This is a genomic window from Paraburkholderia sp. CNPSo 3281, from assembly GCF_024206515.1.
Classification (GTDB): Bacteria; Pseudomonadota; Gammaproteobacteria; order Burkholderiales; family Burkholderiaceae; genus Paraburkholderia; species Paraburkholderia nodosa.
On record NZ_JAMBPS010000009.1, the window covers coordinates 142997 to 161503 of the forward strand.

An 18507-nucleotide genomic window follows, 5' to 3' on the forward strand; every position below is an offset into this window, starting at 1 on the left:
GACAATGGAAACGCAATCGAGCACCTTGACGTCTGAAACCGGGAATGCATCCGCCGCTTCTCCGCAAAAGCTGCTTCAGTTGGCCATGGGTTTCTGGGCCTCGAAGGCGCTGCTATCCGCGGTCGAGCTCGACCTGTTCACCGTTCTGGGCAGAGGCCCGCGCACAGCAACACAACTGCTGGAGCAACTGCAGTTGCATCCGCGATCGGCATACGATTTTCTCGATGCCCTGGTTGCGCTGGGGGTCCTGGATCGAGACGACGGCCTATACCGCAATACCGCTGAGGCCGGCGCATTTCTCGACAGAACCAAGCCGGGTTGTATCGCCGGATTGCTGGGCATGGCTAACAACCGCCTATACCCCTTCTGGGGTTCGCTGACCGAAGCGCTGCGCACGGGGCTGCCGCAGAACGAAGCAAAGCAGGGCGGTGACCCGTTCGAGGCAATCTATCGTGACGAACGCGGGCTCCGTGAGTTTCTGGGCGCAATGACGGGTGTCAGCCTGGATCTGGCAAAGGAGATTGCGCAAAAATTTCCCTGGCGGAACTATCGCTCGGTCGTCGACGTCGGCACCGCGCAGGGTGCTCTGGTGGCGGAGATCGCACGTGCACACGAGCATCTTGCGGGAATTGGGTTCGATCTGCCCGCGGTCGCTCCGGTATTCAACGATTACATCGCGGCGAACGCGCTGCAGGAGCGAATCCACTTTCATCCGGGCGACTTCTTCAAGGACGCCATGCCTTCAGCCGACGTCATGGTGATGGGACACATTCTCCACGACTGGAATCTCGAACAGAAGCGCGAACTGCTCGCGAGGAGTTATCAGGCGTTGCCCGCCGGCGGATGTCTGATCGTCTACGACGCGATGATCGACGACGGGCGCAGGCACAATGCGTTTGGCTTGCTGATGAGTCTGAACATGCTGATCGAGACGCCCGGCGGTTTCGACTATACCGCCGGGCAGTGCCGTGAATGGATGACCGAGGCGGGCTTTCGGGAGATTAGAGTCGAACCGCTGGGCGGCCAAAACTCGATGCTTATTGGCGTCCGCTAGCGGTCAAGATGCGACAGCATGGGCGGCAGGTAACGTGTGCCCGCGGTCTGGTGCTCAGCCAGGAAACCGCGGATGCGATCCAGATCCGCTGGCGTCAGACGAACTGAAGCTGCGTTCACGTTTTCCTCGAGGTATTGGCGTCGTTTGGTGCCGGGGATCGGCACCAGATCGTCACCTTGCTTGAGCAGCCAGGCAAGCGCGAGCTGGCCCGGTGTCACGGACTTCTCGTCGGCAAGGGTCCTGACGAAATCTGCGAGCTTGACGTTCGTATCGAAGTTGCTGCCCTGTAGGCGCGGATCATTGGCTGCCCGCCAGTCGTCGGCGGGAAGCTCCTCCGCCCGCCTGGCGTTGCCGGTCAGGAAGCCCCGGCCAAGCGGACTGTAGGGTACAAAGCCGATACCCAGTTCGCGCAGGGCCGGCAACACCTTGTCTTCGACGCCGCGCTCGAACAGCGAATACTCGCTTTGCACGGCCGAGACGGGTTGCACGGCATGGGCGCGCCGGATGGTATCGACGCTCGCTTCCGACAAGCCGAAATAGCGAACCTTGCCTGCGGCGATCGCGTCCTTGACCGCGCCTGCCACGTCCTCGATCGGCACGGCGGGATCCACGCGGTGCTGATAGAGCAGATCGATGTGATCGGTCTGCAATCGGACCAGCGACGCGTCGATCACCTCCTTGATATGCTCGGGGCGGCTGTCGAGGCCGCGTACCCCGTTGTCGAACCTGAAGCCGAATTTCGTCGCGATCGTCACTGCGTGACGACGTCCTTTTAGCGCGCGTCCGAGCAGTTCTTCGTTGGCGAAAGGACCATAGATCTCAGCGGTATCGAGGAATGTGCAAGCCAGTTCGATCGCCCGATGAATCGTGGCGATCGACTCTGCGTCATCGGGCGTGCCGTACGCGTAGGACATCCCCATGCACCCCAACCCAATCTCCGAAACGACGAGTCCTTCACGTCCAAGCTTGCGCGTATTCAGCATATTGCCCTCCTGTGATGGCTAGCGACCTAGAATGGCACACGCGTCGAAGACGTGTTAGCACAATACTCTCGATTGCTTGCACGATTCTTCGACGCTTGTTCAACCTGAACCAGATGCTGGTCCTGCGGGCGATGGTGGGCCATCGAGGTAACGTCATGGAGCAAGTGAAAAAGCACTCAATTCGGAAGTACGGGTCAGCAGCGCCTGGTGATCGAGATACAACACGTAATCCGACTTGATGACCTTTTTAACGCTTGGCGCATACCAGTAGGTTTCGGTGAACGGCGCATCGTACAAGCGATCAAGCTGCCTGGCGTTCACCCCATGGCTGACGATCTTGTAGGCGTCAAATGATCCAGCGGGTACCTGTACCCGCTCGAATGCAACGATCTCATCGTGGCCACTGACGTCAATGGTTCCGAGCGTGAAACGCCGGACATGATGAAAGTCCCAGGTCTTTCCCACAGCCATTGGGAAACTCAGGGTTCCATTGCTTGGTTCATACGTTGTTCCGTTGCCATCCCGCGTCAGGTTTCCCTGATTGTCGTAGTGGTTCTCCTTTGGGGGGGCGCCGTTCCACGAGGACGACATGGTCGTCTGCGTCTCTGTTACCGCGACTACCGTCATAACAAGAGGGGTCCCGGGCCTGGAGTCGGTTCGCCCCCATATAAAGGTCCACGTATCACCGACCTTGTAGCTCGGCGCGTCAGTTGTGGGTGTGCCGGGCTTACTTGCTGGCTCCTGCGCTGCGGACGGATTTGTCAGGCAGCCGAGCAATAGTGCGGCATAGGACGAGTGCCTCGCAAGCAATGACAGGTATGGTGTCGCGCTTTGGACTTTCATGAGCAAGCTCCCGACTGCGATGTCACACGAAGACCTGACGTCGTGAGTTCGAAATTCTTTTCACTATTGTTCTATGCTGCCAGCGTGGACGAAGTGTTGCTAGCGACCAGCCACGCTGCTGCATGGCCAGCTAGTAATCGCCCATCTATTACGACGCCGGGCGCGCTCAGCGTTTTCTCGACATTGCCTGGCGCGAGCGCAGGTCTCAGTTTCTCTTTTGCCGCTGACGTGCGCAGAAACACGAAGCGGGCGAGTGAACAGTTCACAGAGGTTGGCCCGCCTTTCAGATGCTCGTAACGCGCGCGCAACTGTTCGTCGCTGACGGGACGGTCGAGCCAACCGTTCTGGCTGCGTGCCTGCATAAAAATGAGGATCGTGATGGGAGAGTGGGGCATTTGAATTATTCCGATTGCCAAACCATTTTCGAGCGAGTACTTGTTCAGCCGACAGTTGCCCAATGGCGGCGGTCAAGGATGCCCACTGATGCATCGGCAGGGCCGGACAGGGGTGCGCGGGTGTCGACCAGGCTAGATGAGGCGACGCGACGGGGGCGGGTAGACCATAGTGGCGGCCCCGGGTTGGAGTCAGGCGACGACAGCTCGTCTTCCCCGCGATAAGCGGCGTTGTCGCAGCAATCCCATGCTTAAATTGCAGCCGCTGATCTGCTCGATTCCCACGCAGGCGTCCGGACTTCCTAGGTTGTCGTTGAGAAATGAAGGGGCGACATTACACCGCACTTTCAGTTTTTCATGTCTGTTTTCCACGCTCCACGCCGGTTTTCGGGTTTTTTTTGCTGACTTTTCAATCTCTTTTGCTCCGCACCTTTCAGCTTCCCAGCGGCATTTCTCAGCCAGTCCATATAAGATGCATTGAAAATGAATGTATTGGCGAGAGCAATCATGACCGTCTTTCGAATCGAAGAACCCACCCCCACCGATCGCGGTGGTTTCGCGCTGTGGGCGCTCGGCTTCCGGCCCTTCTACCTTGGCGGTGCGCTCTTTGGCGGCGCGGCGCTGCTGGCCTGGATGGCCGCGTATGCCGGCCATCCGTTGCCGGGCCTCAGTTCGTACCTGCCGGGCATGTTCTGGCACGCGCACGAGATGATATTCGGCTTCGGCGCAGCGATCGTGGCGGGTTTTTTGCTGACCGCCGTGCGCGCGTGGACATCGGTCACGCCGGCGCAGGGCAAGTCGCTGGCTGCGCTATGGCTGCTGTGGCTCGCGGGGCGCATCACCGTTGCCTACGCACCGTCTGGCGTCGCCGCCGTGGTCGACAGCCTCTTTCTCCCCGCATGCGCGCTCGTGCTGCTGCGCGTGCTCATCGGCGCAAAGAACAGCCACAATATCTTCTTGCCGGTCGCGCTCGGCATGCTCGCCGCGCTCAACGTGGCGTTCCATCTTTCGATGCGGGCCGGCCGCGCGGACTGGGCGCTGCACAGCGCGTATCTCGCCGTGGGCATGCTGGTGCTGTTCATCACGATCATTGGCGGACGCATCATCCCGTCGTTCACGGCCAACGCCGTGCCCGGCTACACGGCGCAGCGCTGGAATGCGGTCGAGCGCGCGGTGATGCCGCTCAGCGCACTGGCGTTCGTGCTCGACGCCGCACTCGGCTCCGGTGTGCTCGTCGCGATCGCCGCGCTCGCGGCGGCGTGCGCACAAGGCGCACGGATCTGGGGTTGGCGTTGGTGGCGAGTCGGCAACCGGCCGATCCTGACTATTCTGCACATCGCCTATGCCTGGATACCCGTCGGCTTCGTGCTGCTCGCGTTGGCCGCATTGGGGTTCGTCGCGCACACGCTCGCCATTCACGCGTTCACGGTGGGCGCTATCGGCTGCGCGATCACGGCGATGATCACACGCACGGCGCGCGGACATACGGGCCGCAAGCTGGTGGCGGGCGGCTTCGATATCGCCTGTTATGTGTTGCTCGTGGTCGCCGCGCTGATCCGCGTGGTGGGACCCTGGCTCGCGCCGCAGTGGCTCACGTTCTGGATCGAAGCGTCAGGCGCGTGCTGGGTCGTTGCGTTCGCGGCCTACTGCTATCGCTACGCCGGATGGCTCATTGCACCGCGTGTCGATGGTAAGGAGGGCTGATCCATCGGCCTTGCACACGGCGGATCACGCGAGTATGTTGACTGGCGAGGGCTGGACGCGCGTGACGCCTTGGGCCCGCCGATGAAGGAGGGTGTGCAATGCATCACTCTGTTCAGATCGCAGGCGTGGCCTGTCTCGTCTTTGTAACCTCCGTGCAGGCTCAAACGTCAGCTTCCATGCCGCCAGCGGCTGCTGTGCCCGAGCGCATGCCTTACGACATTCCTTACGGTTCGCCTATCGGGCTCGATGCGGCGAAGCATCTGCTTGCGCTTGCTGAAGCCGAGGCGCGCAGGCACGACTGGAAAATGAACATCGCCGTGGTCGATCCGCATGGCGATCTCGTTGCCTTCGAGCGCATGGATGGCGCGCAGTACGCCTCTGTCGAGGTTTCGCAGAACAAGGCGCGCACGTCCGCGCGCTTTCGCCGCGAGACCCGCGTTTTCTATAACCAGTTCGAGAGCGGTCATGCCTACGTTGCCACGCTCGTGCCGGGCCTCGTCGCTTCACCCGGCGGCTTTCCGCTGGTCGAGGACGGCAAGGTGATCGGTGCGATCGGCTGCAGCGGCGGCACGGGCGATCAGGATGCCGTAACGTGCAAGGCAGCGGCCTCCACCGTGAAGTGAACGCGCGAGGCGCCGTAGCTTCCTCAGTCAATGCGGCGAGCCGTATCCCTGCACCTTCAGCAGATGCTCGCGCATGCAACGCGCGGCGGTTTCGCCGTCGCGGGCGAGAATCGCATCGACGATGGACTGGTGCTGCTGCGCGAAATGATCGCGCGTGGCCTGATCTGTGGTCTTTTCACGCTGGGTTGGCCTGACCCGCATGCCATTGATCACTTCCATCAGAGCGATGATCGCGGGATTGCGCGAGGCCTGGGCGATCAGCAGGTGAAAGCGCTGGTCCCATAGTTGCCACTCCTCATCGTTTTTCGCCGACGCGTTTCTTTTTGCGCACTTCTCCAGTTCGGTCAGATCCTCGGGCGTGGCCTTGGCGGCGGCAAGACCGGCTAACGCCGGCTCGAACATGAGGCGCATCTCCGCAATGTCGGCCGGGCTCGTACGCGAGCGCAGGCCGCGCAGCGTGGGCGCAAACTTCAGCGGCCGCGCGCCCAGATAAGTGCCGCGACCCACGCCGCGCCAGATCCGGCCCGACGCCTCCAGTGAGGCAAGCGCCGCGCGCAGTTCGCGGCGGCTCACGCCGAGGTCCTCGGCGAGCTTGCGCTCGCTAGGCAACGCGTCGCCGTCTTTCAAGCGGTGTTGTGCGATGTAGGCAAGCAGATGGTCGAGCGCGGACCTTTCCATGGTGTCGTGTGAACCAATATCAATTGGTTCAATTCTAGCAGCCGTGCGGTGACACGCAACCGCACGGTCTCCAGAATGGACGAAAACCATAGGATTTGGTCAAGATTTCGGGGTTAACACCGGGTGCGGCCAAAAATCTTCCTTCGTAAGCTGATCGTGAAAGGTTTTGGAACCAATCATAAATGATTCGTCCGCCCGTCGAACCTTTCGCACAGGGAGTGGAAGATGTCGTTTACAACGCGTCCGGAGCTGATCGGGACCTTCGGGATGGTGGCGTCCACGCATTGGCTCGCCAGCGCGTCGGCGATGGCGGTGCTCGAGAAGGGCGGCAACGCGTTCGACGCGGCGGCGGCGGCCGGTTTCGTGCTGCAGATCGTCGAGCCGCATCTCAACGGTCCCGGTGGCGAGTTGCCCGTCGTGTTTTACAGCGCGCGGGAAGACCGCGTGCGCGTGCTGTGCGGCCAGGGGGTGACGCCGGCGGCCATGACGATCGAACGCATGCGCTCGCTCGGGCTCGAAGTCGTGCCGGGAACCGGCCTGCTGCCCGCCGTGGTGCCCGGCGCATTCGGCGCCTGGATGACGATGCTGCGCGACTACGGGCAACTGCCGCTCGAAGACGTGCTGAGCTACGCGATCGGCTATGCAGAGAACGGCTACCCGGTGCTGCCGCGCATGTGTGCGTCGATTCTCGCGATCAAGGACTTCTTCCTCAGCGAATGGACGACCTCCGCCGAGCAATGGCTGCGCAACGGCGACGCCCCCGCCCCGAACGCGCTGTTCGCCAATCCCGCCATTGCCGCCACGTACCGCCGCATCCTGCGGGAGGCGAGCGCGAAAAGCGACCGCGCCGAGCAGTGCGAACTCGCGCGCACGGCGTTCTACCGCGGCTTCGTGGCCGACGCGATCGACCAGTATTTCCGCTCGACCGACGTGCTCGACACCTCGGGGCTTCGCAATCGCGGCCTGCTCAACGCGGACGATCTCGCGCGCTGGGAGCCCACCTACGAGGAAGCGCTCTCATACGACTACGCGGGCCTGCGTGTGCACAAGACAGGACCGTGGGGCCAGGGGCCGATGTTCCTGCAACAACTCGCGCTGCTCAAGGGCTTCGATCTGGGCGCGATGGATCCGTTCGGTGCGGATTTCGTGCACACGGTCATCGAAACGTCGAAGCTCGCGTTTGCCGACCGCGACGTGTTCTATGGCGACCCGCGCTTTGCCGACGTGCCGATGGAAACGCTGCTGAGCGACGCATACAACGACGCGCGCCGCCGTCTTGTCGATCCGCACAAGGCCTCGTTCGAATTCCGCCCCGGGCCGCTGCTCGACAGCGAAGCGCGCGCGGCGCGCATTCTCGCCAACGCGGGGCGGCAGCAGCCGGGCGGCTTCGGGCAGGGCGAACCGACCTTCGCGCCGCTGCCCGAATTGCGCGGCGATACCGTTCATCTCGACGTGGTCGATCGCTGGGGCAACATGGTGTCGGCCACGCCGTCGGGCGGGTGGCTGCAGGCGTCGCCCGCGGTGCCCGGGCTCGGCTTCAACGTCACCACGCGCGCGCAGATGTTCTGGATGGAAGAGGGCTTGCCTTCGTCGCTCGGGTCGGGCCGGCGTCCACGCACGACACTCTCGCCCACGCTCGTCACGCGCGAGGGCAAGCCCTATGCGGCGTTCGGCACGCCGGGCGGCGACCAGCAGGATCAATGGTCGATGCAACTGTTCCTGCGGCACGTGCATGCGGGCATGAACCTGCAGGCCGCGGTGGACGCACCCTCGTTCCAGACCGCGCATTTCCCCGGCTCGTTTTATCCGCGCTCGATGCAGCTCGGCAAGATGTCGGCCGAGTCGCGCTTTCCCGAAGCCACGCTCGCCGAATTGCGCGCGCGCGGCCACGATCTCACCGTGGCCGAGCCGTGGGGGCTCGGGCGGGTGTGCGCGGTGGGCATGCGCAACGGGCTCATGCGCGGCGCGGCCACGCCGCGCCAGATGCAGGCTTATGCGATCGGCCGCTGAACGCGCGCCACGCTCAACCGGAACCGACCCACCATGTCCACCGTCGCTGCCCGACTCGAAAGACTGCCGCTCGCGGGCTTCCATCGCAAACTGCTGCTGATCGGCGGTCTCGGTTATATGTTCGACGGGCTGGACTCGTCGTCGCTCGCCTTCTTGCTGCCGGTCGTGAGCAAGCTGTGGCATTTGACGAGCGCCGAAACGGGACTCGTCGCCAGCAGCACGTATATCGGCTACTTTTTCGGCGCATTTCTCTCGGGCGTGCTGGCCGACGTGATGGGTCGCCGCCGCATCATGATGAGCGCGCTGGCCATCTATTGCGCGGCGTCCATGGCGAGCGCCACGGCGCACGACTGGCACACGTTTTTCGCGCTGCGCATGCTCGCGGGCTTCGGTTCGGGTGCGGAAACGGTCGTCATCGCGCCGTTCCTCGCGGAATTTGTGCCGCGGCGCTATCGCGGCATGTTCTGCGGCGCGCTCGTCGGCTTCATGTCGTTCGGATATCTAGGTTCATCGATTCTTGGCTATACCGTCGTGCGCAATTTCGCAGACGGCTGGCGCTATCTCGCGGTGCTGACTTCGCTGCCGGTGGTGATGCTGCTCTGGTGGCGCAGGACGCTGCCCGAGTCGCCGCGCTGGCTCGAAAGCCGCGGACGCTCCGCCGAAGCCGACAGCATTGTGCGGGCGATCGAGTCGCGCTACGAGCAGGAGGGCATTGCGCTGGCGCCGCTGGGCTCGGTGGGCGCGATTCCCGCCGCGGCGCAGGGCAGCGGCAGTGCGCTGCAGAACGTGCTGACGCTGTTTTCACGCCGGCTCGTGGGCACGACGGCGGTGAGCTGGCTGATGTGGTTCTCCGTGGCCTTCGCGTACTACTCGTTCTTCTCGTGGATTCCGAGCCTGCTCGTCAAGGAAGGCCTGACGCTCACGAAGAGCTTCGGCTATTCGATTGCCATCTACGGTGCGCAGATTCCCGGCTATTTCTCGGCAGCCTGGCTCAATGAGCGGATTGGGCGCAAGGGCGTCGTGGCCTCTTACATGACGCTTGGCGGGCTCGCCGCGATTGCGCTGGCTTTCTCGCATACGGGCCTGCAGATCACGGTGGCGGGCGTGTGCCTCTCGTTTTTCATGAATGGCGCGTTTGCGGGCGTCTATGCCTATACGCCGGAGGTCTTCCCGACAGCGGTACGCACGACCGGTACGGGATCTTCGTCTTCGTTCGGTCGCATCGGCTCGGTGAGCGCGCCTATTCTGGTCGGTCTCGTGTATCCCGCGTTCGGCTTTCTCGGCGTGTTCGCCATGACGACCGCCGTGCTGCTGGCGGGCGCTTGCGTCGTGTTCTTCCTCGGCATCGAAACCCGCAATCGCTCGCTCGAAGACATCGAGGCGAGCGGCGCGCAGGCGGACTTCGATGCGCACAAGCCGCTCGCGCGCGACGGGCTGCGCGGCTGAGCACGCGCCATTCTCACTCTCGTGTACGTCCCATGCAAACGCCCCTTTCCCTCGCGAACGAACCCTACGCGCTGCAACGCGAACTTGCCACGCTCGCGCGTCTTGCGCGCGTCATTCGCCAGCCCGGGCAACCGGACGCGATTTTCCGCGAAGTGTGTGCCGTCGCCGCCGAAGCCATCGGCTTTCGCCTCTTCACGATCATGGCCTATGACGCCGGGAACCAGGAGGTGGAGCGCATGTTCACGAACATGCCTGACGTCTACCCGCCGGGCGGGCGCAAGCGAAAAAGCGGCACGCCCTGGGCGCAGCGCATTCTTTCGGATCTCGAACCGTTTCGCGCCACGACGCCAGACGGCCTGCGCGAAGCCTTCGACGATCACGCGGTAATGACGGCGATGGGGCTCGGCTCGATTCTGAACATACCGGTTGCCTACAACGGCCGTTGTGTCGGGACGATGAACCTTACGCACGTGGAGGGCTGGTACACCGCGCAACACGAGGAAACGGGCCTGCTGCTCGGCGCGTTTCTCGCGCCTGCGCTCGTCGCGCACGGCATGTCTTGCGCAGCCCATTCAAGCCCCTGATCGCAGGACCCTTGTTGATGAAGACAACGATATCCGCAGGAAACGCCAATCGCTGGCTGCTCGTCTTCGCGCTCGGCTATCTCGCGCTGCTGGTCGACGGTGCGGACGTCATGATGTACGGCCTCACACTCACGCGCATCAAGAGCGAATTCGGCTTGACCAATGTCGAGGCGGGCGCGCTCGGCAGCCTGACGCTGCTCGGCATGGCGATTGGCGGTATTGTTGGCGGCTGGGCGAGCGACTCGTTCGGGCGCGTGCGCGTGGTGGTCTGGGCGATGATGCTGTTCTCGGTGGGCGCGGGGCTGCTCGGTCTCACGCACAGCTTCGTCGAATTCGCGGTCGTGCGCTTCGTCAGCTCGATGGGCATCGGCTGCATGGTGCTGGTGAGCACGCTCGTGGCCGAATACGTGCCCATGGCGCGGCGCTCGCTGATACTCGGCATGCTGCAAACGGCGATTTCCGCAGGCTATATCACGGTGATCGCGCTCAGCACCTGGATCCTGCCGCACTACGGCTGGCGTATGCTGTTTTATGTGGCGGCAGCGCCCGTGTTGCTTGCGGTCGCGATTCACTTCTTCGTGCCCGAGCCACCGAGCTGGCGCATGAGCGAGGCTGCGGCTCGCCCGAGCGGCCGCCGCTGGCACGACAACCGCTACGCATTGATTTTCGCGGACCGCGAGGCGCGCAGGATGTTCATCTTCTGGTCGCTCGCTTCCGTGTTTGCGCTTTCGGGATTCTATGGCTTGAATAACTGGTTGCCCACGTATCTGGAAAGCGAACTGCACATCAAATTCAGTGCGATGACGGGATACATGACCGCAACGTGGGTCGTGGCGTTCATCGGCAAGATCGTGGCGGGCTGGCTAGGCGACCGCTGGAGCCGGCGTGGCGTGTATGTGCTGGGCTGTATCGGCGCGGCCGTCTTTCTTCCCGTGATCGTGCTGTTCCACACCCGCGAGAATATTGCGTGGCTGATGCTCGTGTTCGGCTTTCTCTATGGCGTGCCGCTGGGCACGATCGGCACGTTCATGTCGGAGAGCTTCGAAACGCGCGTTCGCGGCACGGCTGTGGGCGGTTCGTATAACGTAGGACGCTTTTGTTCGGGCGCGGCGCCTGTCGTGATCGGCTATATCGCTACGCAGTTTTCGATCGGCATGGGCTTTCTTTTGGTCGGCGCGGTGTTTTTCCTGAGCGGCGTGATGGCGCTGTTCATTCCGGACCGCCTGCACGATACGAGCGAAGTCGATCCGGCGCAGGTGAGCGGGGAGGCGCGGCAGGGGGCTTTGGCGGCGGCGACTGGCAGGGGGTGACGCGTAGCGGGGCGACGCCCCCTGAACAGCCCTCGCCGCACTCACTGTGGAACGATTTCGTAAGCTGCTTTGCGACGCGCCTGAAAACGAGGCCGGCGTTTTCGGCTAGCCGAATCGTCTCTGCGGGCCATGCGGTTGATTTGCCCTATTCCAGCACCGGCCTGAAAAAACTCCGCTCGTAACTCACGATACAACGCGTATCGGCGGCATAGCGGAATGCGGCCTGGCATTCGGCGTCTTTCATCGAATCGGCGCGATAAGTTTCATAGGCCGCGAGGCTCGGAAACGAAAAGAGCGCGAGCGCGATATTGTTGGCGCCCTCGGAAGGCAGGAAGTAGCCGTGATGCTTGCCGCCAAACTTTTCCACGAGCGGAATCCACATTTTGGCGTACGTTTCGAATTCTACGAGCTGGTATGGATCGATGACGTAACGCAGATAGCAGGTAATCATGGGGTCTTTCTTTTGGTTGTTGAAGTAAGGGCTCGGGCCGCCCTTCAAGGGCAGCTCACGCTTGCGCCATCTCCAGAAGCTTCGCCACGGTATTCATGTTGCGCGCGGTTCCAGCCTTCGCCGCAGCGATCTTGAGCTTCGAGCGCCCGATACCGTCCTTGTAAAACACAAAGATCTCGCGCTCGCCCAGGCGGAATTCTTCCGCCTGCTGGCCGCTCACGTTGTCGAACGCGTCCGCGGGCGGCGGCGAGTCGAGAAAGATCGCGACAGTGCGATCCGGTGCGGCAGCGGGAAACGGGTTGCCCTGCAGCACCGCGCCCAATTCGGCGGCCGTACGTACCACCACGCCAACGGGTTTGCCCGCATAAGCCTCCAGGCTCTGCTCGAGCTTCTTTTTCACCGATGCTTCGGCCAGCCGGCTCTCGAACACCACGTTGCCACTCGCGATATAGGTGCGCACTTGCGTGAACCCGAGCGCTTCGCACATGCCGCGAAGTTCGGGCATGGGGAGCTTGCCGGTTCCGCCGACATTCACGGCGCGTAGCAGGGCGATATAGACGGGCATGGGATCGATCGGGAAGCCAGGAGTTAGTCAGGGCGCCGCAAGTCGGTTGCGGCGAGGCCTTCGTTTGCCACGATGGCAGGGCGCCTGCGCGCGTTGATCGTCACGAAGACCGCCATCAGCACCATGAAGGCGGCGAGCAGCAAGGCGCTGTTGACGAGCACGTGTGCATAGCCGAGTTGAGCGACGTCGATGAACGGATAGGGGTAGAAGTCCGTCTCGCTGCCGCGCCAGAAGGTGATGGCAAGGTAGCCAAGCGGGTAGAGTAGCCAGGCGAAGCGGTCGCGAGCAGTAAGGCTGAAGCGCGGCACGAACAGCAGCCAATACGCCGCGCATAGCAGCGGGATCAGGCTATGCAGGCTCTCGTTGAGCAGCGCGCGATAACCGTGCGGCGTCCAGAGATGCCGCAGCAGCAGATTGTAAGCAATGCCAACGAACACGATATACACCGTGACTGCGCTCACAGCGCCCGGAGCGCGGAGCAGGGGTGCCGGCCACGTGCGCACGCGCAGCGCGATGCAGGTGAAGGTGAGCGCGACGAGCAGCACCGTGAGATTGGTCAGGTAGGCCGACAGCCTGCCGATGGCCTCGAACGTGTCGAAGCCGCGCAGCACCATGCGCTCGATCGTCATGTCGGTTTGCGCGGCGAGCGCTCCCCACGCGAGCAGCGCGATGACACCCGCCAACGCGGTGGCGTAGGGACTCGGCGGCTGCGCCGCGGCAGTAGGCGGCGCGGCAGCCGCGTGTGCGGATAGCGGTTGTTCGGACATGCAGCGATGGTAGCGCACAAAGATCATGCGCGTCCGAAGCGGCTTTTTCCCGGCGCCAGGCTATTTGCCGTCGGCGCGTTCCGCAGCCGAAACGAGATACAGGCGCACGAGATCGCGCAGTTCCGCCATCAGCACGGCGCGCGCCGATGGCTCTTCGTTGGCGATGCTGGCGACGCCCTTGAGCATGTGAATCAGCACGATCGCCATGACATTTGCCCTGGCCGGCCTGAGATGCGCGATCGCGCGGATCAGGATGTCGGCAACGCCGCCGCGCATCGCTTCGCGAAAGTGCTTGCGGTGGTCGTCGCTGCCGCTGCGGGCGTCGACGAGTGCAACGGCAAAGCTGCGCTGCGATTGCAACAGCAGCACGAAATCGACGAGCGCGTCGGCAACGGCCTCGAGTGTCATCTCCGGAACCTGTTGCTCCAGCTCGGCGAGTCCGTTCTTTGCCTGCTGGGCGTAACGCAGCAACAGCGCTTCGGCCAGCGCCTCCTTGGTCGGAAAGAAGCGGTACAGCGAGCCGATTGCCGTCGATGAGCGCGCCGCAATTTCGGTCATGGTGGCGGCGTCGTAACCCTTCTCCGTGAACACGGCGACGGCGGCGTCCATGATCGCGGCAACGCGCTGGCGGCCCCTTTCGCGTTTGGGCTCGGTAGGGCGCGCGGTTTCCGCAGCAGGCGTGGTGGACGTCATGGCGATATCTTAAAATGCGAGGATATGAGATGAATTCCTCGCATATTAGCATGCGGGACGCTTTTGACGGCGAGGCGCAAGAACGCACGAGTACAAGCGGATGCGCGCCGGCTGCTTGCCGATGAATTGACTTATGCGAGGATACTCTCTACCATGATTTGCGAGGTTATCCTCACATTTCGGCGCGGCGATCGCCGCCGCTGGCGCCATCACGTTTACCTTTCCCGTTTGAACGTTCGAGGTTACGACATGCCGTACGTGTGGCTCTTTTTCGCTGGCGCGTTCTTTTGCAACGCGATCCCGCATCTGGTTTCCGGTCTGCAGGGGCTGCCTTTTCCTACGCCCTTCGCCCGTCCGCGAGGGCGGGGCGACTCGTCGCCCATCGTGAACGTGGTTTGGGGCTTCGTGAATATCGCGATCGCAATCGCGCTGGGCACTGGACATCTCCAGCAGCCTGCAACGCGCGAGGACGTCCTGGCGCTGCTGGCGGGTGGGCTCCTCATGGGGCTTTTTCTTGCGTTCCATTTCGGCGCGGTTCAGCGGGAGAAGCGCGCCGATTGAGGTCGAAGCAGGCCGCGGCAAGATCGTGAAAAAAACAGTTGCACAGCTTAAGGGAAAACCCTATACTTAACCCGTCTCCTCCATGTCTCCTCCTGATATGGATTCAGCCCGCTCTCTCAGCGGGCTTTTTCTTTTCTGGCGCCGGATTGCTCAGGCCGCCAGCCATCCTCGCCAGTCATTCCTTTACGAACACAAAGTCGCATTTGCGTGTGGTCGTGCGCGAGCCGCTGCCTGAAGTCGCGTCGAACTGCGCGCTGACTTCATACGAATAGGGCGCTCGATTGTCGGCGTGGGGCGATGTGGCAGTCAGACCGTGGGCGACGAGCGTGGCAGACCCGTCGGGTTCGAGCTTGCCGTCCAGCGTGAGCCAGCCACTGGCGTCGCGTTCGCCGTGTTCTCCGTGCAGGACGTTTTGCTGGATTTCGGCGGGGAATTGATACCGGTAGCCCGGTGTGTCGCCGGCGCCCTTGGAGCACGTGAGCGTCACGTTCCAGTCGCCATCGAAGGTGCCGGCGGCGTGCGCCGCGGGTGTTCCAGCAAGGGTCGCGCAGACAGCGATGCAGTGCACGGCCAACGTTAATTTACCTACCCGCATTGCGGCTCCCGGTGTCGAGTCATCTGACACTATTGTGGCCGCAATTGGCGTGCCGGTATGGGCGCAGTCGCACAGTGCGTTTCGCGGCAGCGCGGCGCCAGGTTTGTGCCTTTTGTCAGCCTGGCTGCGACATGATTGTGCAACTAACTGTCAAGCCCGGCCACGGCAGTCGAATTTGGCCAGCGCGACCGCAAAGGAGTCCAGCCATCGACGTGAATAACATCGGTCTCCAGGGCGTGCGGCGCAGATGGCCGAGCGCACGCGCCGGGTTTTCCGGCGACTACTGCCCCGCGGCCACCCTTATCGCCGCGCGAGATTGCGCTTGAGCGCTGCGCAGCCCGCATCCGTGAGCGGCTCGACCATCTGGATCCGCTCATCGGGCTTGAAGTCGCTGATCCAGACCACGCGGCAACGTTGGGGCGAATCGGGTGAATCCGGCATCACCTGAAGCGTCGCGTGATGATGCTCGAAGCGTCCGCCGCACACGGTGTAGGCGAGGCGCATGTGGACGTCGTCGACGCCGATCACGCGTTCCTCGATCACGGTGCCGTCGGCGAACGTTACGCATCGCACGTCGTTTTCCATGCGCGCGTCGGTCAGCACGCCGGCGAATACACGGTCGACCTTGGCGGGGTCGCGCAGCGCGGCCCAGACGTCTTGCGCCGATGCTTCAACGGGGATGTCCCGGTAGACGGTAGCCATCGCACTTGTCTCCTTCGTTTTGTGTGACGAGTGCATCGTGGGCGCGCAACGCGCGGCGGTCCTGGGAAATCTTGACGTCGTTTGCGACGGCAGCGGCTGCGACTCGTGCCGCCTCAATGCGCGTGCCGATGGTGCACGTCGGGGTAGTGCGCGTGGCTATGCGTGATCGGCGCGTGACGGTGCGCATGCGCGTGCGGCTCAGAGCCGTCCCACGCGAAATCGTGCTCGTGCTGGTGGTGTTCGTCGTGCCGGTGCGCATGGGTGTGCTCGAGCGGCTCGTGCGTGTGCGTGTGGTCGTGACGTTCGCGCACGTGCAGCCACACGCCAAACGCCATCAATGCGAGCGCGAGCCAGAAAGCGAGCGCCGGGCGCTCCGGCCACAGCAGCAGTGAAAGCGCCACGCCGAACAGCGGCGCCACGGAGAAGTAGGCGCCGGTGCGCGCCGTGCCGAGATGGCGCAGCGAGACGACGAAGAGCACGAGGCTCACGCCATAGCCCGCGAAGCCCACGGCCATGGCGCCGCCGACCGCCGGCCACGCAGGCCAGTGCGCGCCTGCCGCGAGCGCAATGCCGATATTCACCGGCCCGGCCACGAGGCCCTTGGTGCACGCCACGACCATCGCGTCATTGGTCGAGACCTTGCGCGTGAGGTTGTTGTCGATGGCCCAGCACAGGCACGCGAGCGCGACGAGCAGCGCGCCGGGCGCGATGCCGGACACGGCGCCGGCATGCGCGCCGGGCCACGAGAGCAGCACGCCGCCCGCCACGATCGCCAGCATGCCTAGCGCGATCTGCGCATCGAAGTTTTCCCGAAAGCAGACCCATGCGATGAGCGCCGTCAGCACGCCTTCGAGGTTCAGCAGCAGCGCGCTCGTGGCGGCGGGCGTAGTGTTCAGGCCGAGCATGAGCAGGGCGGGCGCCGCCACGCCGCCCGCAGCGATCGCACCGGCAAGCCACGGCAATTCGGCCATGCGCAGCGGGTCGTGCGTGGGCTCACGCGCGGCGGCCGAGTCGCGGCGCGCCGGGAGGCGGCGCAACAGCAGCACGACCGCGAGCCCCGAACCGCTGCCGAGATAGAAGAGCCCCGCGAGCATGAACGGCGAGACGCTGCCGAGCAGCGCCTTGGCGAGCGGTGTGGTGATGCCGAACAGCGCGGCCGCAAGCAGCGCCGTGAAGATGGTATGCCGATGGGACTTCATAGCAGGCTGGAAGCGGAAAGAGGACCAAAAAAGCGGAGCAGAAGCACGATGGGCGCGCGAGCGGGCTGCGCGCCGGTTTGGTCTGGGAACTATAAATCTTTAACTTGGGCAGGGGGGCAGATTCGGCCAGATTCTAAGTCTTCTCGCGCACCGGGTGAAGCGCGCTGGCTGTGCCCCGTCCCTATCTCTCCGGATGAGAGAAAACCCTGGATCTAAAAACATAGCGGAACGCGCGCCTACTGGTATGATGACCTCATGACGGCATAAGTGATGAGTATTGCAAAGCAGTCGAGACCGTCAGCTGGTTGTAGTCAGACAAAGGCGTTTAACCAGACAGGAGACAGCATCATGAAGGCACCCAGGCGTTGGCTTGCGTCGACGTTGATGTCATTTGCGGTTCTCGGCACGGCGGGGGCCGCGCAAGCGACCAGTCTCATCGCCATCATCACTCCCTCTCACGACAATCCCTTCTTCAAGGCGGAAGCCGACACGGCGAACGCGCGCGCCAGGGCGCTTGGCTACGACACCATCGTGCTGGTGCACGACGACGACGCCAACAAGCAATCGCAGCTCATCGACACCGCCATCGCCCGCGGGGCGAAGGCGATCATTCTCGACAACGCCGGTTCGGAGGCGTCCATCGCCGCAGTCCAGAAGGCCAAGGACGCGAAAATTCCCGCGTTTCTGATCGACCGGGAAATCAACGCGACCGGTATCGCCATTTCGCAAATCGTTTCGAACAACTACCAGGGTGCGCAGCTCGGTGCGCGCGCCTTCGTCAAGGCGATGGGCGAGAAAGGCAACTACGTGGAACTCGTCGGCCGCGAGGCGGATATCAACGCGGGCATCCGCTCGAAGGGCTATCACGATGTGATCGACCAGTTTTCGAACATGAAGATGGTCGAGCGCCAGTCGGCGAACTGGAGTCAGACTGAAGCCTATACGGTGATGGAATCGATCCTGCAGAGCCACCCCGACATCAAGGGCGTGATAGCCGGCAACGACACCATGGCCATGGGCGCGTCAGCCGCGCTGAAGGCTGCCAAGCGCAACGACATCATCGTCGTGGGCTTTGACGGCAGTAACGACGTGCGCGACGCGATCAAGCGCGGCGACATCCGCGCGACGGTGCTGCAGCCCGCGGCAGAGGCGGCCACGGACGCCGTCGATCAGGCCGACAAGTATCTGAAGACCGGCGCGACGGGCAAGCCCGAAAAGCAGCTCATCAACTGCTCGCTCATCACGAAGACGAACGCCAGCAAGCTCGACATGTTCGCGTTGCGTTAAGGCGCGCATCGGTAGCACAAGCATCGTACGAGCGGAGCGCGGCGCGCTCCGCAACGACAT

Annotated in this window: 21 protein-coding genes; 9 read left to right on the forward strand and 12 right to left on the reverse strand. The window is 63.2% G+C overall.

Going from position 1 to position 18507, the window contains the following annotated elements; genetic code table 11:
* Positions 1-4: 4 nt before the first annotated feature.
* Positions 5-1054, forward strand: coding sequence for an acetylserotonin O-methyltransferase (locus M3I56_RS13015; protein ID WP_254354277.1), 1050 nt, complete (start codon positions 5-7; stop codon positions 1052-1054).
* On the opposite strand, the gene M3I56_RS13020 is transcribed toward M3I56_RS13015, so the two are convergent.
* The 4 genes from M3I56_RS13020 to M3I56_RS13035 all read right to left on the reverse strand — a co-directional run bounded on the left by M3I56_RS13020 (position 1051) and on the right by M3I56_RS13035 (position 3781).
* Positions 1051-2037, reverse strand: coding sequence for an aldo/keto reductase (locus tag M3I56_RS13020; protein ID WP_254354278.1), 987 nt, complete (start codon positions 2035-2037; stop codon positions 1051-1053). The genes M3I56_RS13015 and M3I56_RS13020 overlap by 4 nt on opposite strands.
* Positions 2038-2190: 153 nt before the next feature.
* Positions 2191-2628, reverse strand: a complete 438-nt coding sequence (locus M3I56_RS13025; RefSeq protein WP_254354279.1) for a hypothetical protein — start codon at positions 2626-2628, stop codon at positions 2191-2193.
* A gap of 323 nt (positions 2629-2951) precedes the next feature.
* Positions 2952-3275 (reverse strand): hypothetical protein, encoded by a 324-nt coding sequence (locus M3I56_RS13030; RefSeq protein ID WP_254354280.1) that lies wholly within the window; start codon positions 3273-3275, stop codon positions 2952-2954.
* A gap of 344 nt (positions 3276-3619) precedes the next feature.
* Complete coding sequence (locus M3I56_RS13035) at positions 3620-3781, reverse strand: hypothetical protein (RefSeq protein WP_254354281.1); 162 nt, start codon at positions 3779-3781, stop codon at positions 3620-3622.
* Here M3I56_RS13035 and M3I56_RS13040 point away from each other — a divergent pair.
* Together M3I56_RS13040 and M3I56_RS13045 are read left to right on the forward strand one after the other, a co-directional pair.
* Positions 3780-4976: an NnrS family protein gene (locus M3I56_RS13040; protein WP_254354282.1), complete on the forward strand. Its 1197-nt coding sequence runs from the start codon at positions 3780-3782 to the stop codon at positions 4974-4976. The genes M3I56_RS13035 and M3I56_RS13040 overlap by 2 nt on opposite strands.
* A 98-nt stretch (positions 4977-5074) precedes the next feature.
* On the forward strand, positions 5075-5599 hold the full coding sequence (locus M3I56_RS13045) for a heme-binding protein (RefSeq protein WP_254354283.1): 525 nt from the start codon (positions 5075-5077) through the stop codon (positions 5597-5599).
* A gap of 27 nt (positions 5600-5626) precedes the next feature.
* On the opposite strand, the gene M3I56_RS13050 is transcribed toward M3I56_RS13045, so the two are convergent.
* A complete protein-coding gene (locus M3I56_RS13050) occupies positions 5627-6367 on the reverse strand; it encodes a FadR/GntR family transcriptional regulator (RefSeq protein WP_254354284.1) in 741 nt (246 codons plus the stop codon).
* A gap of 135 nt (positions 6368-6502) precedes the next feature.
* Here M3I56_RS13050 and M3I56_RS13055 point away from each other — a divergent pair, with 135 nt between their 5' ends.
* The 4 genes from M3I56_RS13055 to M3I56_RS13070 are packed head-to-tail and all read left to right on the forward strand — an operon-like array spanning position 6503 to position 11627.
* Positions 6503-8287 carry a gamma-glutamyltransferase family protein gene (locus tag M3I56_RS13055; RefSeq protein WP_254354285.1) on the forward strand — a complete coding sequence of 595 codons (1785 nt, stop codon included), beginning with the start codon at positions 6503-6505 and terminating at the stop codon, positions 8285-8287.
* 33 nt (positions 8288-8320) lie between these two features.
* The gene (locus M3I56_RS13060; RefSeq protein WP_254354286.1) at positions 8321-9733 is read left to right on the forward strand and encodes an MFS transporter; all 1413 of its coding nucleotides are present in this window, start codon (positions 8321-8323) and stop codon (positions 9731-9733) included.
* A 32-nt stretch (positions 9734-9765) separates the two neighbouring features.
* A complete protein-coding gene (locus M3I56_RS13065; protein WP_254354287.1) occupies positions 9766-10317 on the forward strand; it encodes a GAF domain-containing protein in 552 nt (183 codons plus the stop codon).
* 17 nt (positions 10318-10334) lie between these two features.
* Positions 10335-11627, forward strand: a complete 1293-nt coding sequence (locus M3I56_RS13070) for an MFS transporter (RefSeq protein ID WP_254354288.1) — start codon at positions 10335-10337, stop codon at positions 11625-11627.
* Between the two features lie 145 nt (positions 11628-11772).
* Here the strand turns inward: M3I56_RS13070 and M3I56_RS13075 are convergent, their stop codons facing one another.
* From M3I56_RS13075 to M3I56_RS13090, 4 genes are read right to left on the reverse strand one after another with little or no spacing between them, the layout of a single operon-like run.
* A complete protein-coding gene (locus M3I56_RS13075) occupies positions 11773-12078 on the reverse strand; it encodes an NIPSNAP family protein (protein ID WP_254354289.1) in 306 nt (101 codons plus the stop codon).
* A 55-nt stretch (positions 12079-12133) separates the two neighbouring features.
* Entirely contained in the window at positions 12134-12643 is a 510-nt protein-coding gene (locus M3I56_RS13080) for a DUF1697 domain-containing protein (RefSeq protein WP_254354290.1), read from the reverse strand.
* Positions 12644-12666: 23 nt separating this feature from the next.
* Complete coding sequence (locus tag M3I56_RS13085; RefSeq protein ID WP_254354291.1) at positions 12667-13410, reverse strand: Pr6Pr family membrane protein; 744 nt, start codon at positions 13408-13410, stop codon at positions 12667-12669.
* A 60-nt stretch (positions 13411-13470) separates the two neighbouring features.
* Positions 13471-14103 (reverse strand): TetR/AcrR family transcriptional regulator, encoded by a 633-nt coding sequence (locus M3I56_RS13090; RefSeq protein WP_254354292.1) that lies wholly within the window; start codon positions 14101-14103, stop codon positions 13471-13473.
* A 63-nt stretch (positions 14104-14166) separates the two neighbouring features.
* On the opposite strand from M3I56_RS13090, the gene M3I56_RS41615 reads away from it, so the two are divergent.
* Positions 14167-14664 carry a hypothetical protein gene (locus M3I56_RS41615; protein WP_375541720.1) on the forward strand — a complete coding sequence of 166 codons (498 nt, stop codon included), beginning with the start codon at positions 14167-14169 and terminating at the stop codon, positions 14662-14664.
* A 175-nt stretch (positions 14665-14839) separates the two neighbouring features.
* Here the strand turns inward: M3I56_RS41615 and M3I56_RS13100 are convergent, their stop codons facing one another.
* From M3I56_RS13100 to M3I56_RS13110, 3 genes are all read right to left on the reverse strand, one after another.
* A complete protein-coding gene (locus tag M3I56_RS13100; RefSeq protein ID WP_254354293.1) occupies positions 14840-15259 on the reverse strand; it encodes a hypothetical protein in 420 nt (139 codons plus the stop codon).
* A gap of 300 nt (positions 15260-15559) precedes the next feature.
* Positions 15560-15961, reverse strand: a complete 402-nt coding sequence (locus M3I56_RS13105) for an SRPBCC family protein (RefSeq protein WP_254354294.1) — start codon at positions 15959-15961, stop codon at positions 15560-15562.
* Between the two features lie 113 nt (positions 15962-16074).
* Entirely contained in the window at positions 16075-17160 is a 1086-nt protein-coding gene (locus tag M3I56_RS13110; RefSeq protein ID WP_254354295.1) for a DMT family transporter, read from the reverse strand.
* Positions 17161-17508: 348 nt separating this feature from the next.
* Here M3I56_RS13110 and M3I56_RS13115 point away from each other — a divergent pair, with 348 nt between their 5' ends.
* On the forward strand, positions 17509-18447 hold the full coding sequence (locus M3I56_RS13115) for a D-ribose ABC transporter substrate-binding protein (protein ID WP_254354296.1): 939 nt from the start codon (positions 17509-17511) through the stop codon (positions 18445-18447).
* Positions 18448-18507: the final 60 nt, after the last annotated feature.

Bases quoted from the DNA above. Each gene is read 5' to 3' on its own strand.
- M3I56_RS13085 (WP_254354291.1), bottom strand. From the start codon at position 13,410: ATGTCCGAACAACCGCTATCCGCACACGCGGCTGCCGCGCCGCCTACT.
- M3I56_RS13050 (WP_254354284.1), bottom strand. From the start codon at position 6,367: ATGGTTTTCGTCCATTCTGGAGACCGTGCGGTTGCGTGTCACCGCACG.
- M3I56_RS13030 (WP_254354280.1), bottom strand. From the start codon at position 3,275: ATGCCCCACTCTCCCATCACGATCCTCATTTTTATGCAGGCACGCAGC.
- M3I56_RS13070 (WP_254354288.1), top strand. From the start codon at position 10,335: ATGAAGACAACGATATCCGCAGGAAACGCCAATCGCTGGCTGCTCGTC.
- M3I56_RS13045 (WP_254354283.1), top strand. From the start codon at position 5,075: ATGCATCACTCTGTTCAGATCGCAGGCGTGGCCTGTCTCGTCTTTGTA.
- M3I56_RS13025 (WP_254354279.1), bottom strand. From the start codon at position 2,628: ATGTCGTCCTCGTGGAACGGCGCCCCCCCAAAGGAGAACCACTACGAC.
- M3I56_RS13040 (WP_254354282.1), top strand. From the start codon at position 3,780: ATGACCGTCTTTCGAATCGAAGAACCCACCCCCACCGATCGCGGTGGT.
- M3I56_RS13110 (WP_254354295.1), bottom strand. From the start codon at position 17,160: ATGAAGTCCCATCGGCATACCATCTTCACGGCGCTGCTTGCGGCCGCG.
- M3I56_RS13080 (WP_254354290.1), bottom strand. From the start codon at position 12,643: ATGCCCGTCTATATCGCCCTGCTACGCGCCGTGAATGTCGGCGGAACC.
- M3I56_RS13015 (WP_254354277.1), top strand. From the start codon at position 5: ATGGAAACGCAATCGAGCACCTTGACGTCTGAAACCGGGAATGCATCC.
- M3I56_RS13100 (WP_254354293.1), bottom strand. From the start codon at position 15,259: ATGCGGGTAGGTAAATTAACGTTGGCCGTGCACTGCATCGCTGTCTGC.
- M3I56_RS13105 (WP_254354294.1), bottom strand. From the start codon at position 15,961: ATGGCTACCGTCTACCGGGACATCCCCGTTGAAGCATCGGCGCAAGAC.
- M3I56_RS13075 (WP_254354289.1), bottom strand. From the start codon at position 12,078: ATGATTACCTGCTATCTGCGTTACGTCATCGATCCATACCAGCTCGTA.
- M3I56_RS13090 (WP_254354292.1), bottom strand. From the start codon at position 14,103: ATGACGTCCACCACGCCTGCTGCGGAAACCGCGCGCCCTACCGAGCCC.
- M3I56_RS13065 (WP_254354287.1), top strand. From the start codon at position 9,766: ATGCAAACGCCCCTTTCCCTCGCGAACGAACCCTACGCGCTGCAACGC.
- M3I56_RS13035 (WP_254354281.1), bottom strand. From the start codon at position 3,781: ATGATTGCTCTCGCCAATACATTCATTTTCAATGCATCTTATATGGAC.
- M3I56_RS13020 (WP_254354278.1), bottom strand. From the start codon at position 2,037: ATGCTGAATACGCGCAAGCTTGGACGTGAAGGACTCGTCGTTTCGGAG.
- M3I56_RS13115 (WP_254354296.1), top strand. From the start codon at position 17,509: ATGAAGGCACCCAGGCGTTGGCTTGCGTCGACGTTGATGTCATTTGCG.
- M3I56_RS13060 (WP_254354286.1), top strand. From the start codon at position 8,321: ATGTCCACCGTCGCTGCCCGACTCGAAAGACTGCCGCTCGCGGGCTTC.
- M3I56_RS13055 (WP_254354285.1), top strand. From the start codon at position 6,503: ATGTCGTTTACAACGCGTCCGGAGCTGATCGGGACCTTCGGGATGGTG.